The 19542-nt window shown below is 40.2% G+C and carries 10 protein-coding genes and 1 tRNA gene; 2 read left to right on the plus strand and 9 right to left on the minus strand.

Going from position 1 to position 19542, the window contains the following annotated elements; all coding sequences use genetic code 11:
• Positions 1 to 27 precede the first annotated feature (27 nt).
• The 7 genes from PHU20_RS09830 to PHU20_RS09860 all read right to left on the minus strand — a co-directional run bounded on the left by PHU20_RS09830 (position 28) and on the right by PHU20_RS09860 (position 15186).
• Complete coding sequence (locus PHU20_RS09830) at positions 28 to 1134, minus strand: alpha/beta hydrolase fold domain-containing protein (protein WP_274825200.1); 1107 nt, start codon at positions 1132 to 1134, stop codon at positions 28 to 30.
• A 107-nt stretch (positions 1135 to 1241) separates the two neighbouring features.
• On the minus strand, positions 1242 to 3050 hold the full coding sequence (locus tag PHU20_RS09835) for an arylsulfatase (protein ID WP_274825201.1): 1809 nt from the start codon (positions 3048 to 3050) through the stop codon (positions 1242 to 1244).
• Between the two features lie 153 nt (positions 3051 to 3203).
• Positions 3204 to 4742: a RagB/SusD family nutrient uptake outer membrane protein gene (locus PHU20_RS09840; protein ID WP_274825202.1), complete on the minus strand. Its 1539-nt coding sequence runs from the start codon at positions 4740 to 4742 to the stop codon at positions 3204 to 3206.
• 29 nt (positions 4743 to 4771) lie between these two features.
• On the minus strand, positions 4772 to 7744 hold the full coding sequence (locus PHU20_RS09845; protein WP_274825203.1) for a SusC/RagA family TonB-linked outer membrane protein: 2973 nt from the start codon (positions 7742 to 7744) through the stop codon (positions 4772 to 4774).
• Between the two features lie 59 nt (positions 7745 to 7803).
• Positions 7804 to 9597, minus strand: coding sequence for an alpha-L-fucosidase (locus PHU20_RS09850; RefSeq protein ID WP_274825204.1), 1794 nt, complete (start codon positions 9595 to 9597; stop codon positions 7804 to 7806).
• A gap of 358 nt (positions 9598 to 9955) precedes the next feature.
• Complete coding sequence (locus PHU20_RS09855; protein WP_274825205.1) at positions 9956 to 14098, minus strand: hybrid sensor histidine kinase/response regulator transcription factor; 4143 nt, start codon at positions 14096 to 14098, stop codon at positions 9956 to 9958.
• A gap of 1014 nt (positions 14099 to 15112) precedes the next feature.
• Positions 15113 to 15186, minus strand: a tRNA-Ile gene (locus PHU20_RS09860).
• 130 nt (positions 15187 to 15316) lie between these two features.
• Here PHU20_RS09860 and rbfA point away from each other — a divergent pair.
• Positions 15317 to 15709 carry a 30S ribosome-binding factor RbfA gene (rbfA, locus tag PHU20_RS09865; protein ID WP_274825206.1) on the plus strand — a complete coding sequence of 131 codons (393 nt, stop codon included), beginning with the start codon at positions 15317 to 15319 and terminating at the stop codon, positions 15707 to 15709.
• Positions 15710 to 15718: 9 nt separating this feature from the next.
• The gene (locus PHU20_RS09870) at positions 15719 to 16918 is read left to right on the plus strand and encodes an ABC transporter permease (RefSeq protein ID WP_274825207.1); all 1200 of its coding nucleotides are present in this window, start codon (positions 15719 to 15721) and stop codon (positions 16916 to 16918) included.
• Between the two features lie 2 nt (positions 16919 to 16920).
• On the opposite strand, the gene dusB is transcribed toward PHU20_RS09870, so the two are convergent.
• Together dusB and PHU20_RS09880 are read right to left on the minus strand one after the other, a co-directional pair.
• Positions 16921 to 17910, minus strand: coding sequence for a tRNA dihydrouridine synthase DusB (gene dusB / locus PHU20_RS09875; RefSeq protein ID WP_274825208.1), 990 nt, complete (start codon positions 17908 to 17910; stop codon positions 16921 to 16923).
• Positions 17911 to 18064: 154 nt separating this feature from the next.
• Complete coding sequence (locus PHU20_RS09880; protein WP_274825209.1) at positions 18065 to 19492, minus strand: purple acid phosphatase family protein; 1428 nt, start codon at positions 19490 to 19492, stop codon at positions 18065 to 18067.
• Positions 19493 to 19542 lie beyond the last annotated feature (50 nt).

Raw genomic sequence — 19542 nt, forward strand, 5'->3', positions numbered from 1 at the left:
TAATTGTTAAATGTCATTATTTGGGTTTTAAAGCGGGTTCTTTTTAAATTTCAATATAAAATCCACTGTATTTTGGGTTATTACCTCTAGTGTTGGCTCGATGTCCCCTCCTGCCTTACGCCAATTATGCCCCGCATTTTTTACAATGAACGTTTCAACATTGGCACCTATGTGATCCGCTTTTTCTTTAATGTGGTATGCATGGGCTACCGGTATGGTGGTATCATTGTCGGCTGCCATCATAAATAATGGAGGACTATTTGGGGTTAAGTAAAAAATGGGACTCATCTCTTTATACATAGCGGCTATCTTAGATGGATCGGATTCCATTTTCGTAATCCTGGAACCAAATCGGTCCGCTTCTTTCGTGGGGTCATCCGTTTCAAATAATTCCTTTACCGTAAAATCAGAAGGTCCATACCATGAAACCCCGGCAACGACCTTGTAAGCGTATCCATAAAGATTTTCATCCCCTTTAAAATCATGGGGATCTGCAAGTGTTATCATTTGGGCAATATGACCACCCGCCGAATCCCCCAAAACAAAAACCTGATTGGCATCCAGTCCCAATGCTTTCCCATTTTTGGAAAGATACCGCAAGGCATCCATAGCGTCTGTAACACAATCACGCATCAATACGGACTTTTGCCCGGTAAGACGGTAATTGATGGAAACCACCGCAAAACCCTTCGCCACAAGTTCCAAAAAAGGACCGTCTACCGGTGTTTTAACTATGTTTTCCTTACTACCATTGAACCAGCCACCGCCGTGAGTGTAAAGCACAATAGGACATTTTTCACCTTTAGGCTTTTGGGAGGGGTAGTATATATCCAAATACAAATCTTCTTCCTTTGTTGTTTTGTACTTAACATTTAACTTGATATCCCCTTCGGTTTTCAAATGTGGAATTTCAAAATTTGAAAATTCCTCTAGGGTAAGTACCCCGTTCTTATCTGCGTCATATTTACTTATACGTCTCCAAATTTGGTTTATTTCGGCCTTTTCAAGTACGCCATTTTTATTACTGTCCAGTTTTGGGAATTCATTTTTGGCCAACGCAATGTTATTGGACGTCTGTGCTTTTACAGTACCTGCCAAACCGACTAATAAAACATACAATAACAACCTGTTCATAACACCCTAGTTTACATTGATAAGGAAAATCCTACCCTGACCGATAACCTTATTAGGACAAAGTCGAAAAAACAATATTTTGTTTTCGCCTGGCATATAGGCCAATGCTATTCGATTGCTCTTTCAACGTTGACATAGAACGCATTCGTCAATGTTCCATTTTCCATCTCAAACCAAGCCAATAATTCCGTTTTCCCTTGATCGACCTCCAATTCCAAATTGGCGGATTTAGCGGTATTATCGACAGCTACGGAAACTTCCTTATCCCCGATTTTCAAAAAAGCTTTTTTAAACTTCATGGCTTTTCCTTTACTAATGGCATCCGTTGTTTCGGTAGCTGGCCTTTCATCCGAAAGTTCTGCTCCCAAAGACATTCCACTTTCTGCTGGCCAACGGCTTAATTTAAAGGTATACTTACCCGATTGAATGAAATTCACGAAAAACGGTGCGGGTTTCATTGGCTCCCCTTTTCTTATCATTTGTTGATTCCATGGTGGTAGGTAATCTATCGTTCTAGCATCATGACATGTAATAACATCATTGTCTTCTACCCCTAAATCAATGGTTGAATATTTAGTTTCCTTTATGACACTTTCCCACCAAGTCTCATAAAAGGCATTCATATCGGCAACCCTTTCAGGATACTTTTCCGAGAGGTTGATGTTTTGTCCGGGATCCTGAGCAAGATTGTATAGTTCATCACCATTTACCAATCTCCATTCACCATCCATCACACAACTGTTTTTCCCTTTTTCGGGCCATGAAATACGTTGTGTGTCAGTTACCAAATAACGATCCGGAATAGTGGAAGCACCTAATAAATATGTACTTACATCGGTTCCATCCATCACTTTTTCCGATTGATAATCAATTCCTGCCAATGAGGTCAATGTCGGTAACATATCTACATGGGCAACTAATTCTGAAAGCGATTTCCCGGCTTCGATACCGCCATTTGGCCATCTTATGATAAAAGGTACTCTGTGGCCCCCTTCATATTCACTGGCTTTAGTACCGCGCATTTCCGCATTGTAGCCATGAACCTCCCCAGTTTGTGTATCAACTTTATATCCGTTTGAGGTTCCATTATCCGTAGTAAAAATGACAATGGTATTATCCGCTATTTTAAGTTCTTCCAATTTTTCCAAAAGTTTGGAAAAATTATCATCTATATTGGTGATCATGCCATAAAAACGCTTTTGGGTCTCTAACAGACTTTCTTCGTTTCTATACATATCATAATATTCCTGTGGAACATTATATGGGGAATGGGGGGCATTTAAACTCAAATAACATAAAAATGGAATGTCCTTTTTATTTTCAATGAATTTAATAGCTTCACTAAACCATACATCGGTACAATACCCCTCTACTTTTTCCGGCTTGCCATTTCTCAAATAGGTATCACCGAAGTAATCGTTGTTCCAATAATCCGGTGTTTGACCTACACCACCACCGCCGTGGTAAAAAGTTTCTTCGAACCCACGTTCATAAGGGGCAAATGGATGGTTATCACCTAAATGCCATTTGCCGAACATACCGGTCTTATATCCGTTATCTTTAAATACGTCTGCAAAGGTAACTTCCTCCCTGTTTAAAATAGAAGCGCCCATGATGGTATGCCAAACCCCATTCCTGTTACAGTTTCTTCCTGTTAACAATCCTGCCCTTGTAGGCGCACATGTTGTTCCTACATGGTAATTGGTTAAGCTAACCCCTTGTGTCGCAAACTTATCCAATGTAGGGGTCTTGATAATTGAATTACCTGTATGTCCCAAATCCCCATACCCTTGATCATCTGTAATTACAACGATAACATTAGGTGGTTTTTTTGTCTCCTCGGATGTTTTGTCCTTACAAGAAATGAATAAGGTAAATATGGCCAATACCCCAATGTATTTTTTGAAATTCTTCATATATTACATGAACTTTATCTTTAACCTATCACTACTAAAGAAGTTTAAATTTTCAATCATGAATTTAGGTTCATTGGCAATTAAAGGCATTGAATAAAAGTATATCCAGAACACTTACTCAATTATTCAAACCTAAATGATTTTGACCTTTATTTATTGCCAAAGTGGGTTTTGAACCAAACTACCCCCAATAGCCTCACTTTGTTCAATTTCAGCCTGTGGCACTGGATATTGCGTAAACCTACCTGCAGGAGCATTGGCAATAATATCCGCTTCTCCCTGCGCACGCGACACTGCCTCTGTAGTGGCCCCTGCAGCCGTTTCAGCCGCTGGCAAACCTAGAACGGTAGCATCCAATATCCCCCAGCGAATAAGATCCCTTTTTCTGCCCCAATAGCCTTCGCCAACCAACTCCCAAGCACGTTCATTGCGAATATCCTCCATAGTTAAGGTAGTTAAATCCGAAAGATTGGCCCTTTCCCTAACCGTGTTAATGGCAGAAAGTGCCGCAGTTGTAGATCCTCCTATCATAAACTCTGCCTCTGCAAGCAATAAATAGGCATCTGCCAAAAGAAATATACGATCAGGTTGACTTGAATTATTGGTTGCTTCTTCTTCAATAAATAAAGGATCTTCAATAGGTACCGGTCCCCGCATAAGCTTTGGCATATACGTCCAAGCAAATTGAATGGCTTCTGTAGTACCCTCTAAGGTATAGTTATCCCATACGTTATATATTTTTCTTTCATCACCATCGCTATAAGTATTGGCAAAACTCTTTCTTAGTGTATAGGGAGCTGATCCATTGGTGACACCTACTTCACTAAATGCGGGTTTTGCACTTGCATCACCGGCAAGATTAGGACGTGCCACGGTATTAATAGTACTTAAGATATCCTGAAGGTATTGTTTACCAAAAATAATCTCTGAATGAATTTCATTACCATCCCTATACTTATCCGCATAATCAGCATGTAATACATGTGGAGAATTGGTAGTTACTTCAATAAGTTCCGTGCGAGCTTCATCCCATTCTTCCAACCAAATATGAGCATGGGCCTTTAGCATACGCGCTGCCCAAACTGTAGGCCTCCCGTCATTATCTCCCCATGTATCGGTAGATAAATATCCAGAGGAAATAGCCTGGTCCAAATCATCAATCATATCTGAAATAATTACTGTATCGTCTGTTTGCCCGTATAAAGAGACTTCTTCAATATTGGTCAACTCTTCTATTACGTATGGTACATCTCCATACGTAGTTGCAAGATTTATATATTGAAATGCCCTAAAGAAAAGTGCCTGGGCAGTTACCATTCCTTTTACTTCTTCTGATAAGGAAGATTTTTCAATACTTGCCAAGACTAAGTTAGCATCCCTTATTGTTGCATATTCAGTGTCCCAATTAAGGCGACTATTACTGGTATCATAATCGTAGGCACCAAACTTGTGTGCGGCCGCTAAACTTATTCTACCCGAAACCCCCAAATCCGTTCCCAAGAAAAAAAGAAACCCTGCCGATGCTACATTTTCATTTAACTTGTTTAAGGCTAAAATGGCTTCGGATTCATTTTGGAAGAATGTTTCGGGGGTTAATAACCCTCTTGCATCTTCATCTAAATAATCACTACAACTGACGGTAAGGCCCAAGAAGGCCATTATCAAAACCTTGGTTATATTTTTACTTTTCATTTTTAATGTTTTTATAGTTAAAATTCGGTTTAGAAGGAAACATCAACCCCAATAAGCAGAGACCTACTTTGTGGGTATGCTATGGCATCAAAACCTCGTTGTAATTGGCCTGTGGCACCCGTGTTTACATCGGGGTCAAAACCTACATAATCATTGGATTTAACCAAGAATAAGTTACTGCCTGTAAAATAGACCCTAAATTTGTCAATTCCACCAATCAAATCAGAAGGTAAATTATACCCCAATTGTAAAGAGCTTAACCGTAAATAACTGGCATCTTGTACGTATAGACTACTAGAAAGGTCATAATTATCACTGTTAAAGGCAGGGTACTTTGCGTTGGTAGTATTATTCACAGAGTACATACCACTGCGAATAGAAGCAAAGCTGTTGACTGATATCTCATTTACACGAAAAAATTCTTCACTATAGTTTTCATTACCTACACTAAATGCAAAGAATGCTCCCAAATCGAAATTTTTATATGTAAAATTGGTTTGTAGGCCGCCATAAAAGTCAGGATTGGAATTTCCTATAATTTGATCATCATAATCCCCACTATATACCCCATCGGGCACCCCATCTGGGCCACTTATGTCCTCAAAAATGGCATCGCCCGTATCAGGGTCAAAGCCTAAATATTTAGCGCCCCAAAACACCCCAACCGGCTGACCGACAATCAACCTACTACTTTCATCGGAAGCAGGAGCAGTTAGGTTTTTAACCGAAAGATAATCGCTCTGTCCCAAATCCAATACTTTATTTTTATATGTAGAGACGTTCAGGGAAGCATTCCATTGAAAATTATCCGTTTGAATTATCGTCCCTTTTAAATTGATATCGATACCCTTGTTCTCAACGGAACCGATATTCGTTAGTATCGTCGTAAATCCTGTAAAATCGAGCGAATTCTCGTTCAATAACAAATCCGATGTTTTTTTATAGTAAACATCAATCTCTGCAGAAAGCCTTCTTTTGAACAAAGAAATTTCAAGACCGGCATCATATTGATCTGTGATTTCCCAACCAAGATTCGGTTTTGCAAGGTTACCCTGTGTTACACCTGCCAGTGCCACCCCATCGACAACTATTGTATTGTTATCGATGTTATAATTTGCGATTGTAGAAAATGGACTGACTCCAGAATTTCCCGTCCTACCATAATTTAACCTCAATTTAAGGTCACTGATAGCATCTACATTTTTTAAAAAAGATTCTTCTTTTATTTTCCATGCAAAAGACGCAGACGGAAAGTTCTCATATTTTTCATTAACTCCTAAACTTGACTTACCGTCCCTTCTAAGCGATGCATTGAAAACATATCGGTCTTTATAGATATAGCCTATTCTACCGAAAACACCAAGTTGATGGGTTTCACTATAACTGGAATTTATTGCAACACTTTCCGAAGGTGCCAGCTGAATGGCATTTACCCCTACACCATCACTGGGTATATCGGCTGCCCTAATCTGAACACTTTCACCATTCTGGGTCTGAAAAGAGGCTCCTGCCAAAATATTTATAGCATGGTCACCAAACGTTTCAGAATAATTAAGGGTGTTTTCATTTAAGAATTCTTCATTATTGGATCTGTTAATTATTGCTGTTGCCAATTGATTGTCATTCATAATATAACTTGGATTGGTCGAAGGCGTAAAACGATGACGTTTGTTGTTAATGAAATCTCCACCAAAAGTAGATTTCCAAATTAGCTTATTATCAAAGAGTCCTGCCTGAACATACGTATTGATAAAAATCTTATCTAAAGTGGTATTATCATCATTCAATAACGCATCGGCCAACACATGATCCGTTTGGGTCCCTAGAATAGGGTTTGTACCGATATAATAATTACCTTCATCATCATAAAGAGGCTTAGACGGATCTTCTCTAAGCAAATCTGTGAAACTTACGGTATTATTTTCTTTATCGGTTCTGGAAAGTGAAACGTTAAGCCCCGCTTTAAAAACTTTTGACAACTTAAAATCAACATTGGAACGCAAACTGTACCTTTCAAAACCAGAACCTATTACTATACCTTCTTGGTTTAAGTAACCCCCGGATACATAGTATTTTATTGCTTCACTACCTCCACTTACAGATAACTGATAATCCGATACAACAGCCGATCTTGTCAACTCTTTTTGCCAATTGGTATTTGTTTCCGGAAGGTCATTTAAGTCAAAAGGCAAATTGTCTTGGTCTGTAGAAATATCATTAAACCATGACGCCAATTCATACGTTGATTGCACATCAATCTCATTTGGTAAATTTTGAACCCCGGAAGAAGCCCTGAAGTTCACTACAGGCTTACCTGTTTTACCTTTTTTTGTAGTAATGATGATTACACCATTTGTTCCCCTTGCGCCATATATTGCAGTTGAAGATGCATCTTTTAATACTTGCATAGACTCAATATCATTAGGGTTCAATGAAGATATATTATCCGCCCCTACAAAGCCATCAATCACATACAATGGGGAATTACCTCCGGTTATTGAGTTACCACCCCGTATGATTATTTCCGGTGTACTACCCGGGGCCCCACTGGAAGAAGTAACCTGAACACCCGCAGCCCTTCCTTGAAGCGCATTCTGTGGGTTGGACACTGGTACTATAAAAGCTTTATCAGTATCTACAGTAGCCACTGCACCTGTTAAATCCTTCTTCTTCACCGTTCCGTAGCCAATAATTACGACTTCATCCAAAGCTTCAGCATCTTCCAACAATATTATCGTTAGCGAACTTTTACCTTTAAGAGCAAGTTCTTGCTTGGCAAAACCTACATAAGAAACTTCTAAAATGGATTTGTCGTCGTTAATAATAATGGAAAAATTTCCATCGAAATCTGTTTGGGTACCGTTAGTCGTCCCTTTGATAACTACACTTGCACCTGGAAGTGGCTGTCCGGTATCATCTGTCACAATACCCGTCACTGTTCTTTCTTGGGAAAAAACAGAAATGGATAAAGTAACCATAAATGCAAATAGAATTCTTTTCATAATTTAAGTTAGTTTATTTAAATTAATAGCTAATTGATTATTCTAGGTATTATTTTTATTTAGTTTATAGGCATTACTTTTAAGGATTTCAAGCTTGAGGTTTCCGGGTTTCCCTCAATTAATGAAACAGAAATAGTATGCTTTCCGGCTGTTTTAAATTCTAAGATCCCCATAGGGTAAGCTTGGTATTTATTCGTGGCTGCCTGCTCATTTTGAACCAAAATACCTTCATCTGTCCTTGTTCCCCAAACCAACCGGCCTTCTCCCTTGTAGTTTAACTCTAAATAGTAATAACCAGGTTCCAAAACATCCACTTCCCATTCAGCTACTCCGTTTTTTCCCCATTTAGAGACTTGGGTTGTTTTTTTCCATTCTCCAAATTTTTCCATCCATCGGATTGATTTTTTCTCTACATCGGAAACTTTGGCAAAATCGGTTAATATCGTGGTTTCAATATTTGGATAAATACCATGTGTTTGATCAACCTCTGCCTCATTTTTTAATTTGACCTCGATTACAGCAACTGGAGAATCCGGTATTTTATAAGGCACATCGAATATGATCCAATTACCTTTCTTTGCATATTTCAGCTCTTTCGTATTTTTACCTCCAATTATTGTTGCGGAAACGATATCGGTTTCTAGACCTGGTAGATACAATTTTCCATTCTGTGGCCAATCAAATACCGAAAGGAACAATGAATTTCCTTGTGTTGTAACATCTCCCCAAGGTAAGGCATGGCCCCAAGGTGAACTCCCGGCATCGTAAACAACTTGGGGATACTTTTTTATCCATTGTCCTGCCTGTTCTAAAAATTGTACCCCGATTTTCGGAATGACCCCTTCTCCATTCGGCCCTACATTGAATAAATAAGTCCCCCCTCTACCCACGGTTGAAATCAGCCTGTGCAATATTTCTTTTGGACTCTTAAAGTTATTATCGTACCAAGCATAAGACCAAGAATCATTATTGGTGTCACAACTTTCCCATAAAATATCCAAATTTACGGGAGGCACCTCCATGTCTCCATGACTTACATAATCCCCCAATCCGTAACCAAGTCTACTACATAGCATGGCATTGGGTTGCAGTGCCCTTACCGTATCTGCCAATTCCACTACGTATTCTTTTGGCATTCCACCAGGGGTATCAAACCATACAAAATCGATGTCCCCATAATTGGTACAGATTTCTTCTACCTGGGGTTTACATTTATTATAGAAATACTCTTTAAATGATGCCGCGCTACCATCTTCATTGATTTTAGGCCCGTTGGCACCTCCTGGGGTTGTCCAATCTTGATAATGTGAATAATAAAAACCAAATCCCAATCCTAAATCATGACATGCGGCAGACAATTCTTTCATTGGATCTCTTCCAAAAGGAGTGGCATCGACAATATCAAACCCGCTTACTTTAGAATCGAACATCGCAAATCCATCATGATGCTTGCTTGTAATGATAATATATTTCATGCCTGCATCCTTGGCAAGTTGTGCAATGGCCTTGGCATTGAACTTTGATGGATTGAATTCCTTTGCCTCTTTTTGGTATTCTTTAGGCGGAATGTTCGCTACTTTGGGATTCATAAGCCATTCCCCAATACCATAATAGGTTTTACCCTCCCATCTGCCAGCTAAGTCAGAGTATAACCCCCAATGAATGAACATTCCGAAATTACTTTCGTCAAAAAACCTGCCTTTACCATCCCGTAATGCAGAACCTACAGCGGAAGCCTCCCCCCACATCTCATCCATACCTTGGGAATTTTCATCTTTTACTTGCGAAAAAGCATGGTTCGTAAAAAGTAGTACTACAAATAGTTGTAATAGGATTTTCCCTGTGTTTGCCATATAATTAACTTAAAAGAATCTTTTGATTCCCATCAAATAATAAATCGATAAAGATCCAATTGAATATCCTAAAAATACCTTGGGAAAGAGTTACAATGTATTCTTTTCAAAGGTGTATCCGGTTATGGATGATTCTAAAATCGGGTTGATCACTTAACGGTTGGCAATCTTTATTCCCGAAAAGGGGCCAAGGTCTCAACCACTGGATTTTCATGGGATTCATTGTACGGTATCAAATTTGCAAATACAATAGGTAGAAGATCTACTCATATCATGCTTTGTGCCTGCAAGATTTACGCAGATCGAAATGAGCATCATAAAACGCCCATTTTACAGGGCTTTAAAGATACTCTATCCTCTAATCAACTATTTTTTTCACAAACTCGGAAGGGGAAAGACCATGTATTTTTTTGAATGCAGACGAATAATAGGACTTTGATTCTATTCCTATTTCGAACATAACATCGGCTGCTGTCAAATTTTTATTTTCGGTCAATAATTGTGCAGCTTTTTGTAATCGGAAATTCCTAAGATATAGGTTCGGGGCCTGTCCGGTCAGTTCTTTTAGCTTTCTATAAAAATGGGATGTGCTCATATTGATATCCGAGGCTAGTTCCTCTACCCCGAATATTGAGTTCGACATATTTTTTTCTATGGAGCGGTTGATTTTTTCCAAGAATTCTTTGTCTCTTTCAGAAGGTATTAGGGAGTCTTTCGGAATGAAACTATTCCTAGAGTAATGCTCAAAAATCCGTTGTTTGTTCTCTATGAGTTTTTCAACACGGACCTCTAAGTGTTTAACTGAAAAAGGTTTGATGATATAATCATCAGCACCAAGTTCGAATCCTTTGATTTTCTTTGCACTATCCTCCATAGCGGTTAGTAAAACCACGGGGATATGACAAAAATCCGTATTGTTTTTTACCCTCTTACAAAATTCATAGCCATTCAATTTAGGCATCAATACATCACAAATTATTAATTGGGGAGGATTTTCCTTCAATTTCTCCAACCCGTCCTCACCGTCAACGGCCAAGGTAACCCGGTATTTGTTTTTAAAGGCCTCGAACAAAAACGATCGCACATCTTTCTCATCATCAATAATCAATAAATTAGGGAGGGAATTATCAATTGTGTGTGCTTGGGTACTTTGGATTTCAGTGGGCAACCAATCAATGACTATATTCCTGTGCTGACCTTTATTTTCTTTTTCTTCGGTATATAATTTTTTATTACAGGGAAGTTCTACCCTAAAAACCGTTTTATTGTCCACTTCACTTTTTACGGAAATGGATCCATTCATTAAATCGGTCAATGTTTTACAGAGTTCAAGACCAATTCCGGTCCCTCTCCAACTACCATAGTCATCTACCCCCCTATAAAAACGATCGAATATTTTTTCGATTTTATCTTTTGGAATCCCTTTACTACTATTGGAAACTTCAATATAAAAAGACTTTGATTTCCCGGTATTGAGTACTCCGGCTTCAATGCTCACTTCACGGTCCAATTCGGTATATTTAACCGCATTGGAAAACAAATTCAATAAGATACGTTCGGTATTATCCAAATCCAAAACAATCGATTTGTTCGGGGACTGTACCTTATAATAAAAGTTGATCCCTGCTCTTTGTGCATAATCTTCAAAAGCTTCTATTAAGGGATAAATGAAATTACCCAAGGTGGTTTTTGAATAGTCCAATTCCAAATGACCGGTTTCAGCTTTCCTGTAAGAGATGAGCTGATCGATCAACCTTTGAAGCCTTGAGATATTATTTTTTATGATTGAAAAATATTTTTTGTCCTCAACGTTTATATTTCGCTCCTCGATCTTTTCCAAAGGCCCCATAATCAGTGATAATGGGGTTTTGAAATCATGTGAAATATTGGTGAAAAAACGCAATTTCGCTTGGTTCATCTCATGAACCCTTTCTTTGTCCAACTGCTCAAATTTCAGTTTCTGATTCAATTTCTCAAACCCTACCAAATATTTGAAAATCGCGTATATCATCGCAATCAATGACAATACCAAAATCAAAATGCTCCACCACCTTAGGTACCATGGTGCTAAGACCTTTATTGTAAAATTTCCGGTTTGTTCGGTCCAAATTCCGTCTCCATTACTCCCCTTATATATGAAATTAAAAGTACCTGCACCTAAATTGGTATATGTTGCGGATGCTTTACCAGCATCGATTTCAATCCAATCCTGGTTTACCCCTTCCAATTTGTATGCGAGTTTATTTTTATTCGGCGTGGCACTATGCTGTACTATAATTTCCAATGAAAGATTTCTATTTTCATGATTAAGGATTATAGTATCGGTATCTGAAATTGAACGCTCGAGAATAACCTCATTGTTGATTTCTTTACCTGGGACTACCGGTTGATTATTTATTCTTAATCTAGAAATTGAAATTTTGGGAGGAATGACATTCTTTGTTATTTGTTTCGGGTCGAAAATCGTTAACCCATCTACCCCGCCCATCAAAAAGATTCCATTCTTGGTTTTGAGGTAAGCGGATTGACGAAAATTGTTACTTGAAGTCCCGTCATTAATATCGTAGAAATTAAAAGTATCGTTCGAGGGATCAAAACAACAAATGCCCATATCGGTACTCATCCACAATAGACCTTTATCATCCTCTAGGATTCCATAAATAACATCATCGCGAAGACCATCTTTTCGTTGGTACTTTTTTATTTCTAAGGGCTCTCCTATTTCGCTTAGCTTTATTTTCATCAATCCCCCTCCAAAACTCCCTAACCATATATCTTTATTTTTATTTTCATGGATGGTGAAAATTCGATTATGTGAAAGCTTTAGGCCTTCTTCCCTTGCCGTACTTGTCATGTGGTCCTTTACAACCCATGTACCTTCCTTTTTAACCACCCTGAAAACACCATTAACAGAAGCAAACCACCAATTGCCATAACTATCCTTAACATAGTCGTTGATTTGACTGTTCGCACCTAAATGCACTAATTCCTTTTCAACCTTCACTGGTTTATAATCTAGGATTTTCGACCAAGGATCATTCAGCATATAGATATGGGATCCTCCCAATAGGATTTGATTAGGGGCGATCTGATCAATTACCCTATTAAAGGTCGGATCAACCAATTCACCTTCTATTTCCAATTGAACTTTAATTAACGTATCCCTTTTTTCGTCGTATAAATAGAGCCCTTTAGTGGTGCTTACCCACCAAAACCCTTTCCTATCCTGATAGAGCCGTAGTACCCATTCATCTTTTAGTCTTCCCAATTGTTCATCAAGTCTTTTAAAATGAACTTGAGTCCCCATTTTGAAATCGAATATTTCCTGGGTTCTACATATTGTACTTTGAAAAAAAGAAAACCAGACCCTCCCTTCGTTATCTTCCGTAATATCCGTAATCAAATTGCTGGATAAGGATTTATCATCGTATGGATTATGGGAATAATTCTGGAAAGGTTTCTGGTTCTTATCAAACTTGTTCAATCCTCCATGCGCAGTTCCGATCCAAAGAACTCCAAAGGCATCTTCATAGAATGAATTAATTCGATTACTTGTTAAACCATTTTTATATTTCGCATCAAATTTGAAAGATGTAAAAGCAGTATTTTTTGAATCATATTTTAAAACACCATTCTGTTTTGTGCCAATCCATAAATTTTTTTCCCTATCCTGGTAAAGGGCCAGGATTTCACATTTTTTATCTAAAGCATCTATATCCGTACATAAATAATCACCTACTGTTATCAGGTGATTATTTTCATTGAACGTATGATAAAGCCCTGAACTGGTCCCTATCCAAATTGAATTGTTGATTTTAATCAGTTTTTTTATTTCATCGACCTTGAAATCTATTTTCAATTCTGAAATCGTTTCCGGATGAAAAGAACCCGCTTCCAATTCCACCTTATAGATCTTAAGCTTGGTGGCAATCAATAATTCTGAATGGGAAAGAAAAATCATATCAGTGATTGGATTTCCTTCAAAATCTTTTTCAAAGCTGATTTCCGCAAGTACATCTACCTGAGTTAAAAGACTCGAGTTGGAATTATAAACGGTTAAACCGGAACCGTTTCCGACCCATACCCGTTTTAGAGCATCCTCCTTTATTAAAATTTCCTTTTCGGCAGAACTTTTTATTGGTACAAACTGCTCTTTATCCGTTAAAAAGACACTTAACCCCTTTCGGGACCCTATCCATAATCTCCCTTTCGAATCACTAAAAAGTTTGGAGATATGATTTTCTGCCAAGGATTCGGGATCTTCCTGATTGTGGTAATAATACTCAAAGTTATACCCATCGTATCGGACTAGGCCATTTGGAGTAGCAATCCATATATAACCTTTAGAATCAGCTACAATATCATTTACCGAATTCTGGTAAAATCCTTGTTCGCTTTTAAATGATTCAATTCGTTGATTACTTGACTTAATTCGATTTTCCTGTGCATTGCCGAAAATCAAGAATAAAAATGCCCATAAATGAATAACCATTACTCTCATATAATTCCTTGAAGTCATTTTGTGGTTGGGTTCAATTCCAAATTTAACATTAATCAACGTGTAACATTAAGAGTATTTGTAGGCAATTTCCTATTTTTTACGATATATGTAAAAATAATCAAATTACTACCACAGATTGGCAGTCTAGGTGCCATTTTAAATTTAGACGAACCCAAAGATAATTTGGTGTGGTTAAAAACCAATCCTTTTTTTGAACTTTTAATTTTGTTTTGGATCGCCGAGAAAGAGTCTTATTTCATCCTTTATTTGACCTTTTAATCCCTCCGAATAACAATCGGGACTATCGGGAATGACCAAGGCTTATCATAGGGAAGGCTACACTAATAAAGGAAAAAAGGAATCAGAATACCTTCCAAAATCACTAAATATTCAATCAGCCTGACCATAAGTGATATTCCATTGGGCCTGGAGTCCGTGTCCAAAACCAGAAACAAAAACTGCGAAAAAAGATTCAAAAGATGTTACAGAATTAATGAACTCTTAAAAAGTAACTTAGCATACATTCGTTTCATTTGTCCTCTGAAAAAGAAAAACCAAGGTTTTTGTACAACTGTTTTCCTTCTTTGTAAACGGTCGGTTGGGTAAAAAATTCGTCCGCGAGGTCACAACTTCCAATAATTGAAATAGAAATAAGAACGTAAAGACAAAAACTACATCCAATTCCGTAAATCAGTGAAACAATTACTTTAGTAAGAATATAAACGATACTATTTACTACGTTAAAAGAGCAAAAACCGTATACAGCAACTCAATCCCAAATCATATATGCCAAAGACTTTACTTCCTTTCGTGTAGGCTTAAAATCAGATAAATGAATTTGAAGTTTTATGGCGTGCCGGACAATAATAACAAATTGTCTTTCAAATATTATTACTCATTGTTCCTAATTTATAGATGAATAAATAATCTTTGGTACAAAAGAAAAATGAAACGTTCGACCCACCAAAAACAAAAAAGCCTCTCGATTTCTCGAAAGGCTTGTCGTTGTTACCGTGGTCCCACTTGGGCTCGAACCAAGGACCCTCTGATTATGAGTCAGATGCTCTAACCAGCTGAGCTATGGGACCCGCAATTTGCGGATGCAATATTAGTGTTTATTTTTAAACGTCGCAAGCATAAACCGCCTCAAAACACCCCATTTTTACCGAAATGGTGCCATAAATCCATTTTACCCGTATTTCTGCGTATTTTTGCCCTATGGAAACACAACGACAAAAAAAGATCGCAGGGGTAATTCAAAAAGATATCGTTGAAATCTTACAACGGGCCGCCTTGGATGGGGGGTTGACCGGTATTTTGATTTCGGTATCCAAGGTGAATGTGACGACAGACCTTTCCATCGCCAAGGTCTATCTCAGTATCTTCCCCAATAAAGACGCCAAGGAATTGATGGAAGGCATCAAATCGAACCAACCCCTGATCAAACACGAGCTGGCCCAACGTACCAAACACCAACTCAGAAGGGTGCCCGAACTATTGTTCTTCTTGGACGATTCGCTCGACTATATCGAAAAAATAGAAAAATCCTTGAAAGGGGATGAAAACCCGATCGTAAACCGGGACCTTCTGGATAAACGTAAAAAAAAGTAGGCCGACCCATTGAATTTTCCGTTCTACATAGCACAACGATACCTACGTTCCAAAAGCAGCCAAAACGCTGTGAACATCATTAATTTTGTCACTTTTTTGGTGATCGTCATCGGATCGGCTTCCTTGTTCATCGTTCTTTCGGGATTTGCCGGCCTAAAGACCTTTAGCCTATCCTACACCAATATCTTCGACCCCGACCTTAAAGCTACCCCAACGACGGGAAAGTTCTTTAGCGTTACCCCCGAACAGGATAAGGCCCTTTCACAGATCGAAGGTATTCTTTCCTATGCCAAGGAGTTGGAAGAACAGGTTTCCTTTACCCATAAAGGCAAGAACCATTTTGCCTATATCAAAGGGGTTGATCAAGGCTATACCAAAACCACGGCAATCGACAGCGCCCTCATTTTCGGGAATTGGTTTTTTGTGCCACAACAGGGGGTGGCGGGCATTGGACTGACCAATAAATTGGGGTTGACCATTAACCAAACCCGGAACCCTTTGGTGGTCATCGCCCCAAAACCCGGCAAAGGTTCCATTTCCCAATCAAAACCCTATAATGAGCTCCCCCTGGTGATCAGTGGGGTCTATTCGGTGGAAGAAAACCTGGACCATAAATACGTTTTCACCGATCTGGCCCTCGTACAGGCCCTTTTGGAAAAAGACACTACCCAAGTTTCCGGCATCGACTTTAAACTCTTTCCCGATGCCGATACCCCGGAACTTCGGAAACAGATCACTGCCGTATTCGATGATACGATTACCCTAAAGGACCGTGAGGAACAAAACAGCTCCTTATACCGTATGCTCAATACCGAAAATCTGGCCACCTATCTCATTTTTACCTTGGTATTGATCATCGCCCTTTTTAATGTGGTCGGGGCCATTATCATGATGATCTTGGACAAACAACAGAACTCCAAAACGCTCTACAGTTTGGGCGCCACCATCAAGGACCTACGAAGGGTCTATTTTGTACAAGGCGTCCTCGTTACCGGGGCAGGCGGACTCATTGGGGTACTCTTGGCATCGTTGTTGATCTGGTCGCAATTGGCCTTTGGGTGGTTGAAGATCACCCCTTCCCTGGCCTATCCCGTAGAATACCAGTGGATCAATATCGTGATTGTCTTGGCAACGATCGTTGTACTGGGGATCATCGCCTCCAAAATTGCAAGTAGTAGGATCACCAAAAAATTGATTTCCATCCATTAGCCCTAAAAGGCGTAATCCCCGAACTTGTCCAATACCTCATCAAAGGCCGCAAACACGTCGGCAGCCTCGTCGCTGGTCACCATTTTCATCCGGTACTCCTTAAAATTGGGGATGCCTTTAAAGTAATTGGTGTAATGGCGACGGGTTTCAAAAACCCCTAGTTTTTCGCCTTTCCAATCAATGGCCATCTGTAAATGCCTACGGGCGGCAGCGACCCGTTCTTGCATTGTGGGGGGCGCCAAATGGGTACCTGTGGCAAAATAATGTTTTACCTCTTTAAAAAACCAAGGATAGCCGATACTGGCCCTTCCGATCATGGCACCGTCCAACCCAAATTCATCGCGCATTTTCATGGCGGCTTCCGGGGTATCCACATCCCCATTCCCAAAGACCGGGATATGCATACGGGGGTTGTTCTTTACCGCGGCAATGGGGGCCCAATCGGCAACGCCCTTATACATCTGTACCCGGGTGCGCCCGTGTATGGAGATGGCCTTACAGCCCACATCCTGAAGCCGTTCGGCAACCTCAACGATCTTTATCGAATCTTGGTCCCACCCCAATCGGGTCTTTACCGTAATGGGGAGTTTGGTATGCTCTACCATGGCCTTGGTCAAGGATACCATTAAATCGATATCCTTTAAGATGCCCGCACCCGCGCCCTTACTGACGACCTTCTTGACCGGACACCCAAAATTGATATCGATGATATCGGGATTCGACTTTTCAACGATCGCTACCGATTGTAACATCGAGTCGAGATTGGCACCGAAGATCTGTATCCCCACCGGACGCTCCTTTTCGTAAATGTCGAGTTTCATGACACTTTTTGCGGCGTCGCGGATCAAGCCTTCGGAAGAAATGAACTCCGTGTAAACGACATCGGCCCCTTGTTCCTTGCATAAGGCACGAAAAGGGGGATCGCTCACATCCTCCATTGGGGCAAGCAATAAGGGAAAATCCGGTAATTGAATGTCTCCGATCTTAGGCATCTCTTTGTTTTGGAGGGCAAAAATACGGGAAAAGTGCCCCGAAGACAAAAAATTAAGATTTTTGGCCCTTACGGTCAGGCCAATACCCCTCCCAACCAAGGTGAAAAGGTGCATGGCATGGTCCTGACCGATCCCTTACAAAAGACGGTCGGCCCTATTCCTGCTTACTAAAATCGGTTTTAAAGCGTGTGGGTATTTCCGCATCCTTATTGATCAATGTTTTATTGCCCTTGGCATCCTTGATCAAATCAAAGGCATCATACAAACCGCCCAATGGGGTATAGGAACCATAATGGATCGTATCCTGGGTGACCGTGATGATTTGGAACAGCTGGGTGAATTCCCCCCTTTTTACCATCCAGTCCCGATCTTGTGACGTATACATCTTTGGCCCACTGACCGATACGGCATAGACCGTCCCGGCATCCTCGACCACGGTAAGCCCCTGCCCTTTGTTCCGGTCATATCCCCGGGCATAGGTATGGTCATGGCCTTGAAGTACCAAATCTACCCCGTACTTGTCGATCAACGGCTTTATGGCCTCCCGCAATACCGTATTGTCACGGCCTTCGGCTGTGGAATATATGGGATAGTGCATCGTCAGGGTTGTCCATTTTTTGGTGTTGGTGGCTAAAACGGAATCCAACCACTTTACTTGGGCCGCTTTCGAGGCTTCATCCCGTTGCAGGCTAATGGCGTCTATCGAGATCAATTTCATGTTCTGATAGTCCACGGCATAACAGGTTTCCCTAACCGCATCGATGGGGCCGTTTTCGGGAAGGTTGAATTGGGGTTTCCAAAGGGAAGATAAGGTCCCGTCATGGTATTCATGGTTTCCCGGGGTCATGATACTCGGTACCGAAGCATGGATGTACCCGCCCGAATAAAACCACTCCCCCCACTCTAAATTGGCCTCGCTATGGTTGATAAGGTCACCGGCATGCAGCATAAAATCCACTTTGGGCATCATTTGATAGGATTTTCGGATGACCCGGGACCACATCGATTTTACGTTGTTCTGGGCATCCCCAAAATAAATGAACCCAAACGATTCGTTGGCATCCGCACTGGCGGTTTCGATCTGGAACCACTCACTCCAGGCCACATCACTTTCGGTACCGTCACCCACGCGATACACATAGGTCGTACCCGCCTCTAGACCATCAATCAGGGCAGCATGGTAGGCGGCCTTTACCAAAGGTTCGTTGTCCCTGGTATTTTCATTCTCGAAAGTCAGGGTCGTGGCCATTATGCGTTTCCTTTGTCCTTCCAAAAGAAAATCGGGCCCGTGGGTTTCCTTGGCGATTTCCACAAAACCTTGTTGTACACGTTGATCGGTGCGCCAATTGACGGCAAAACTATGGGATGGGTCCTCCGTAAGGTTGGCAATGATCCTATCGGGTACTTTTGACGGGAAAATCAATTTATGGGCGGGGACATCGCCGTGATAGGAGTCATGTACATGACCATGCCCCTGTTCTTGAAGGGTGACCGCATTGGGCTGGGATTTACTTTTACAGGAAAAAGTGAAAAGCACTACAAGAGCACCAACAAAGCAACCCTTGGATTTCATCGCTGACATATGTTCTTTTTATTAATCGGGACTAAAGTATCCAAACCAAAAAAGACATA

It is taken from the genome of Maribacter polysaccharolyticus (genome assembly GCF_028882255.1).
GTDB lineage: Bacteria > Bacteroidota > Bacteroidia > Flavobacteriales > Flavobacteriaceae > Maribacter_A > Maribacter_A polysaccharolyticus.

Bases quoted from the DNA above. Each gene is read 5' to 3' on its own strand.
- PHU20_RS09855 (WP_274825205.1), bottom strand. From the start codon at position 14,098: ATGAGAGTAATGGTTATTCATTTATGGGCATTTTTATTCTTGATTTTC.
- PHU20_RS09880 (WP_274825209.1), bottom strand. From the start codon at position 19,492: ATGTCAGCGATGAAATCCAAGGGTTGCTTTGTTGGTGCTCTTGTAGTG.
- PHU20_RS09835 (WP_274825201.1), bottom strand. From the start codon at position 3,050: ATGAAGAATTTCAAAAAATACATTGGGGTATTGGCCATATTTACCTTA.
- PHU20_RS09850 (WP_274825204.1), bottom strand. From the start codon at position 9,597: ATGGCAAACACAGGGAAAATCCTATTACAACTATTTGTAGTACTACTT.
- PHU20_RS09830 (WP_274825200.1), bottom strand. From the start codon at position 1,134: ATGAACAGGTTGTTATTGTATGTTTTATTAGTCGGTTTGGCAGGTACT.
- rbfA (WP_274825206.1), top strand. From the start codon at position 15,317: ATGGAAACACAACGACAAAAAAAGATCGCAGGGGTAATTCAAAAAGAT.
- PHU20_RS09845 (WP_274825203.1), bottom strand. From the start codon at position 7,744: ATGAAAAGAATTCTATTTGCATTTATGGTTACTTTATCCATTTCTGTT.
- PHU20_RS09840 (WP_274825202.1), bottom strand. From the start codon at position 4,742: ATGAAAAGTAAAAATATAACCAAGGTTTTGATAATGGCCTTCTTGGGC.
- dusB (WP_274825208.1), bottom strand. From the start codon at position 17,910: ATGCCTAAGATCGGAGACATTCAATTACCGGATTTTCCCTTATTGCTT.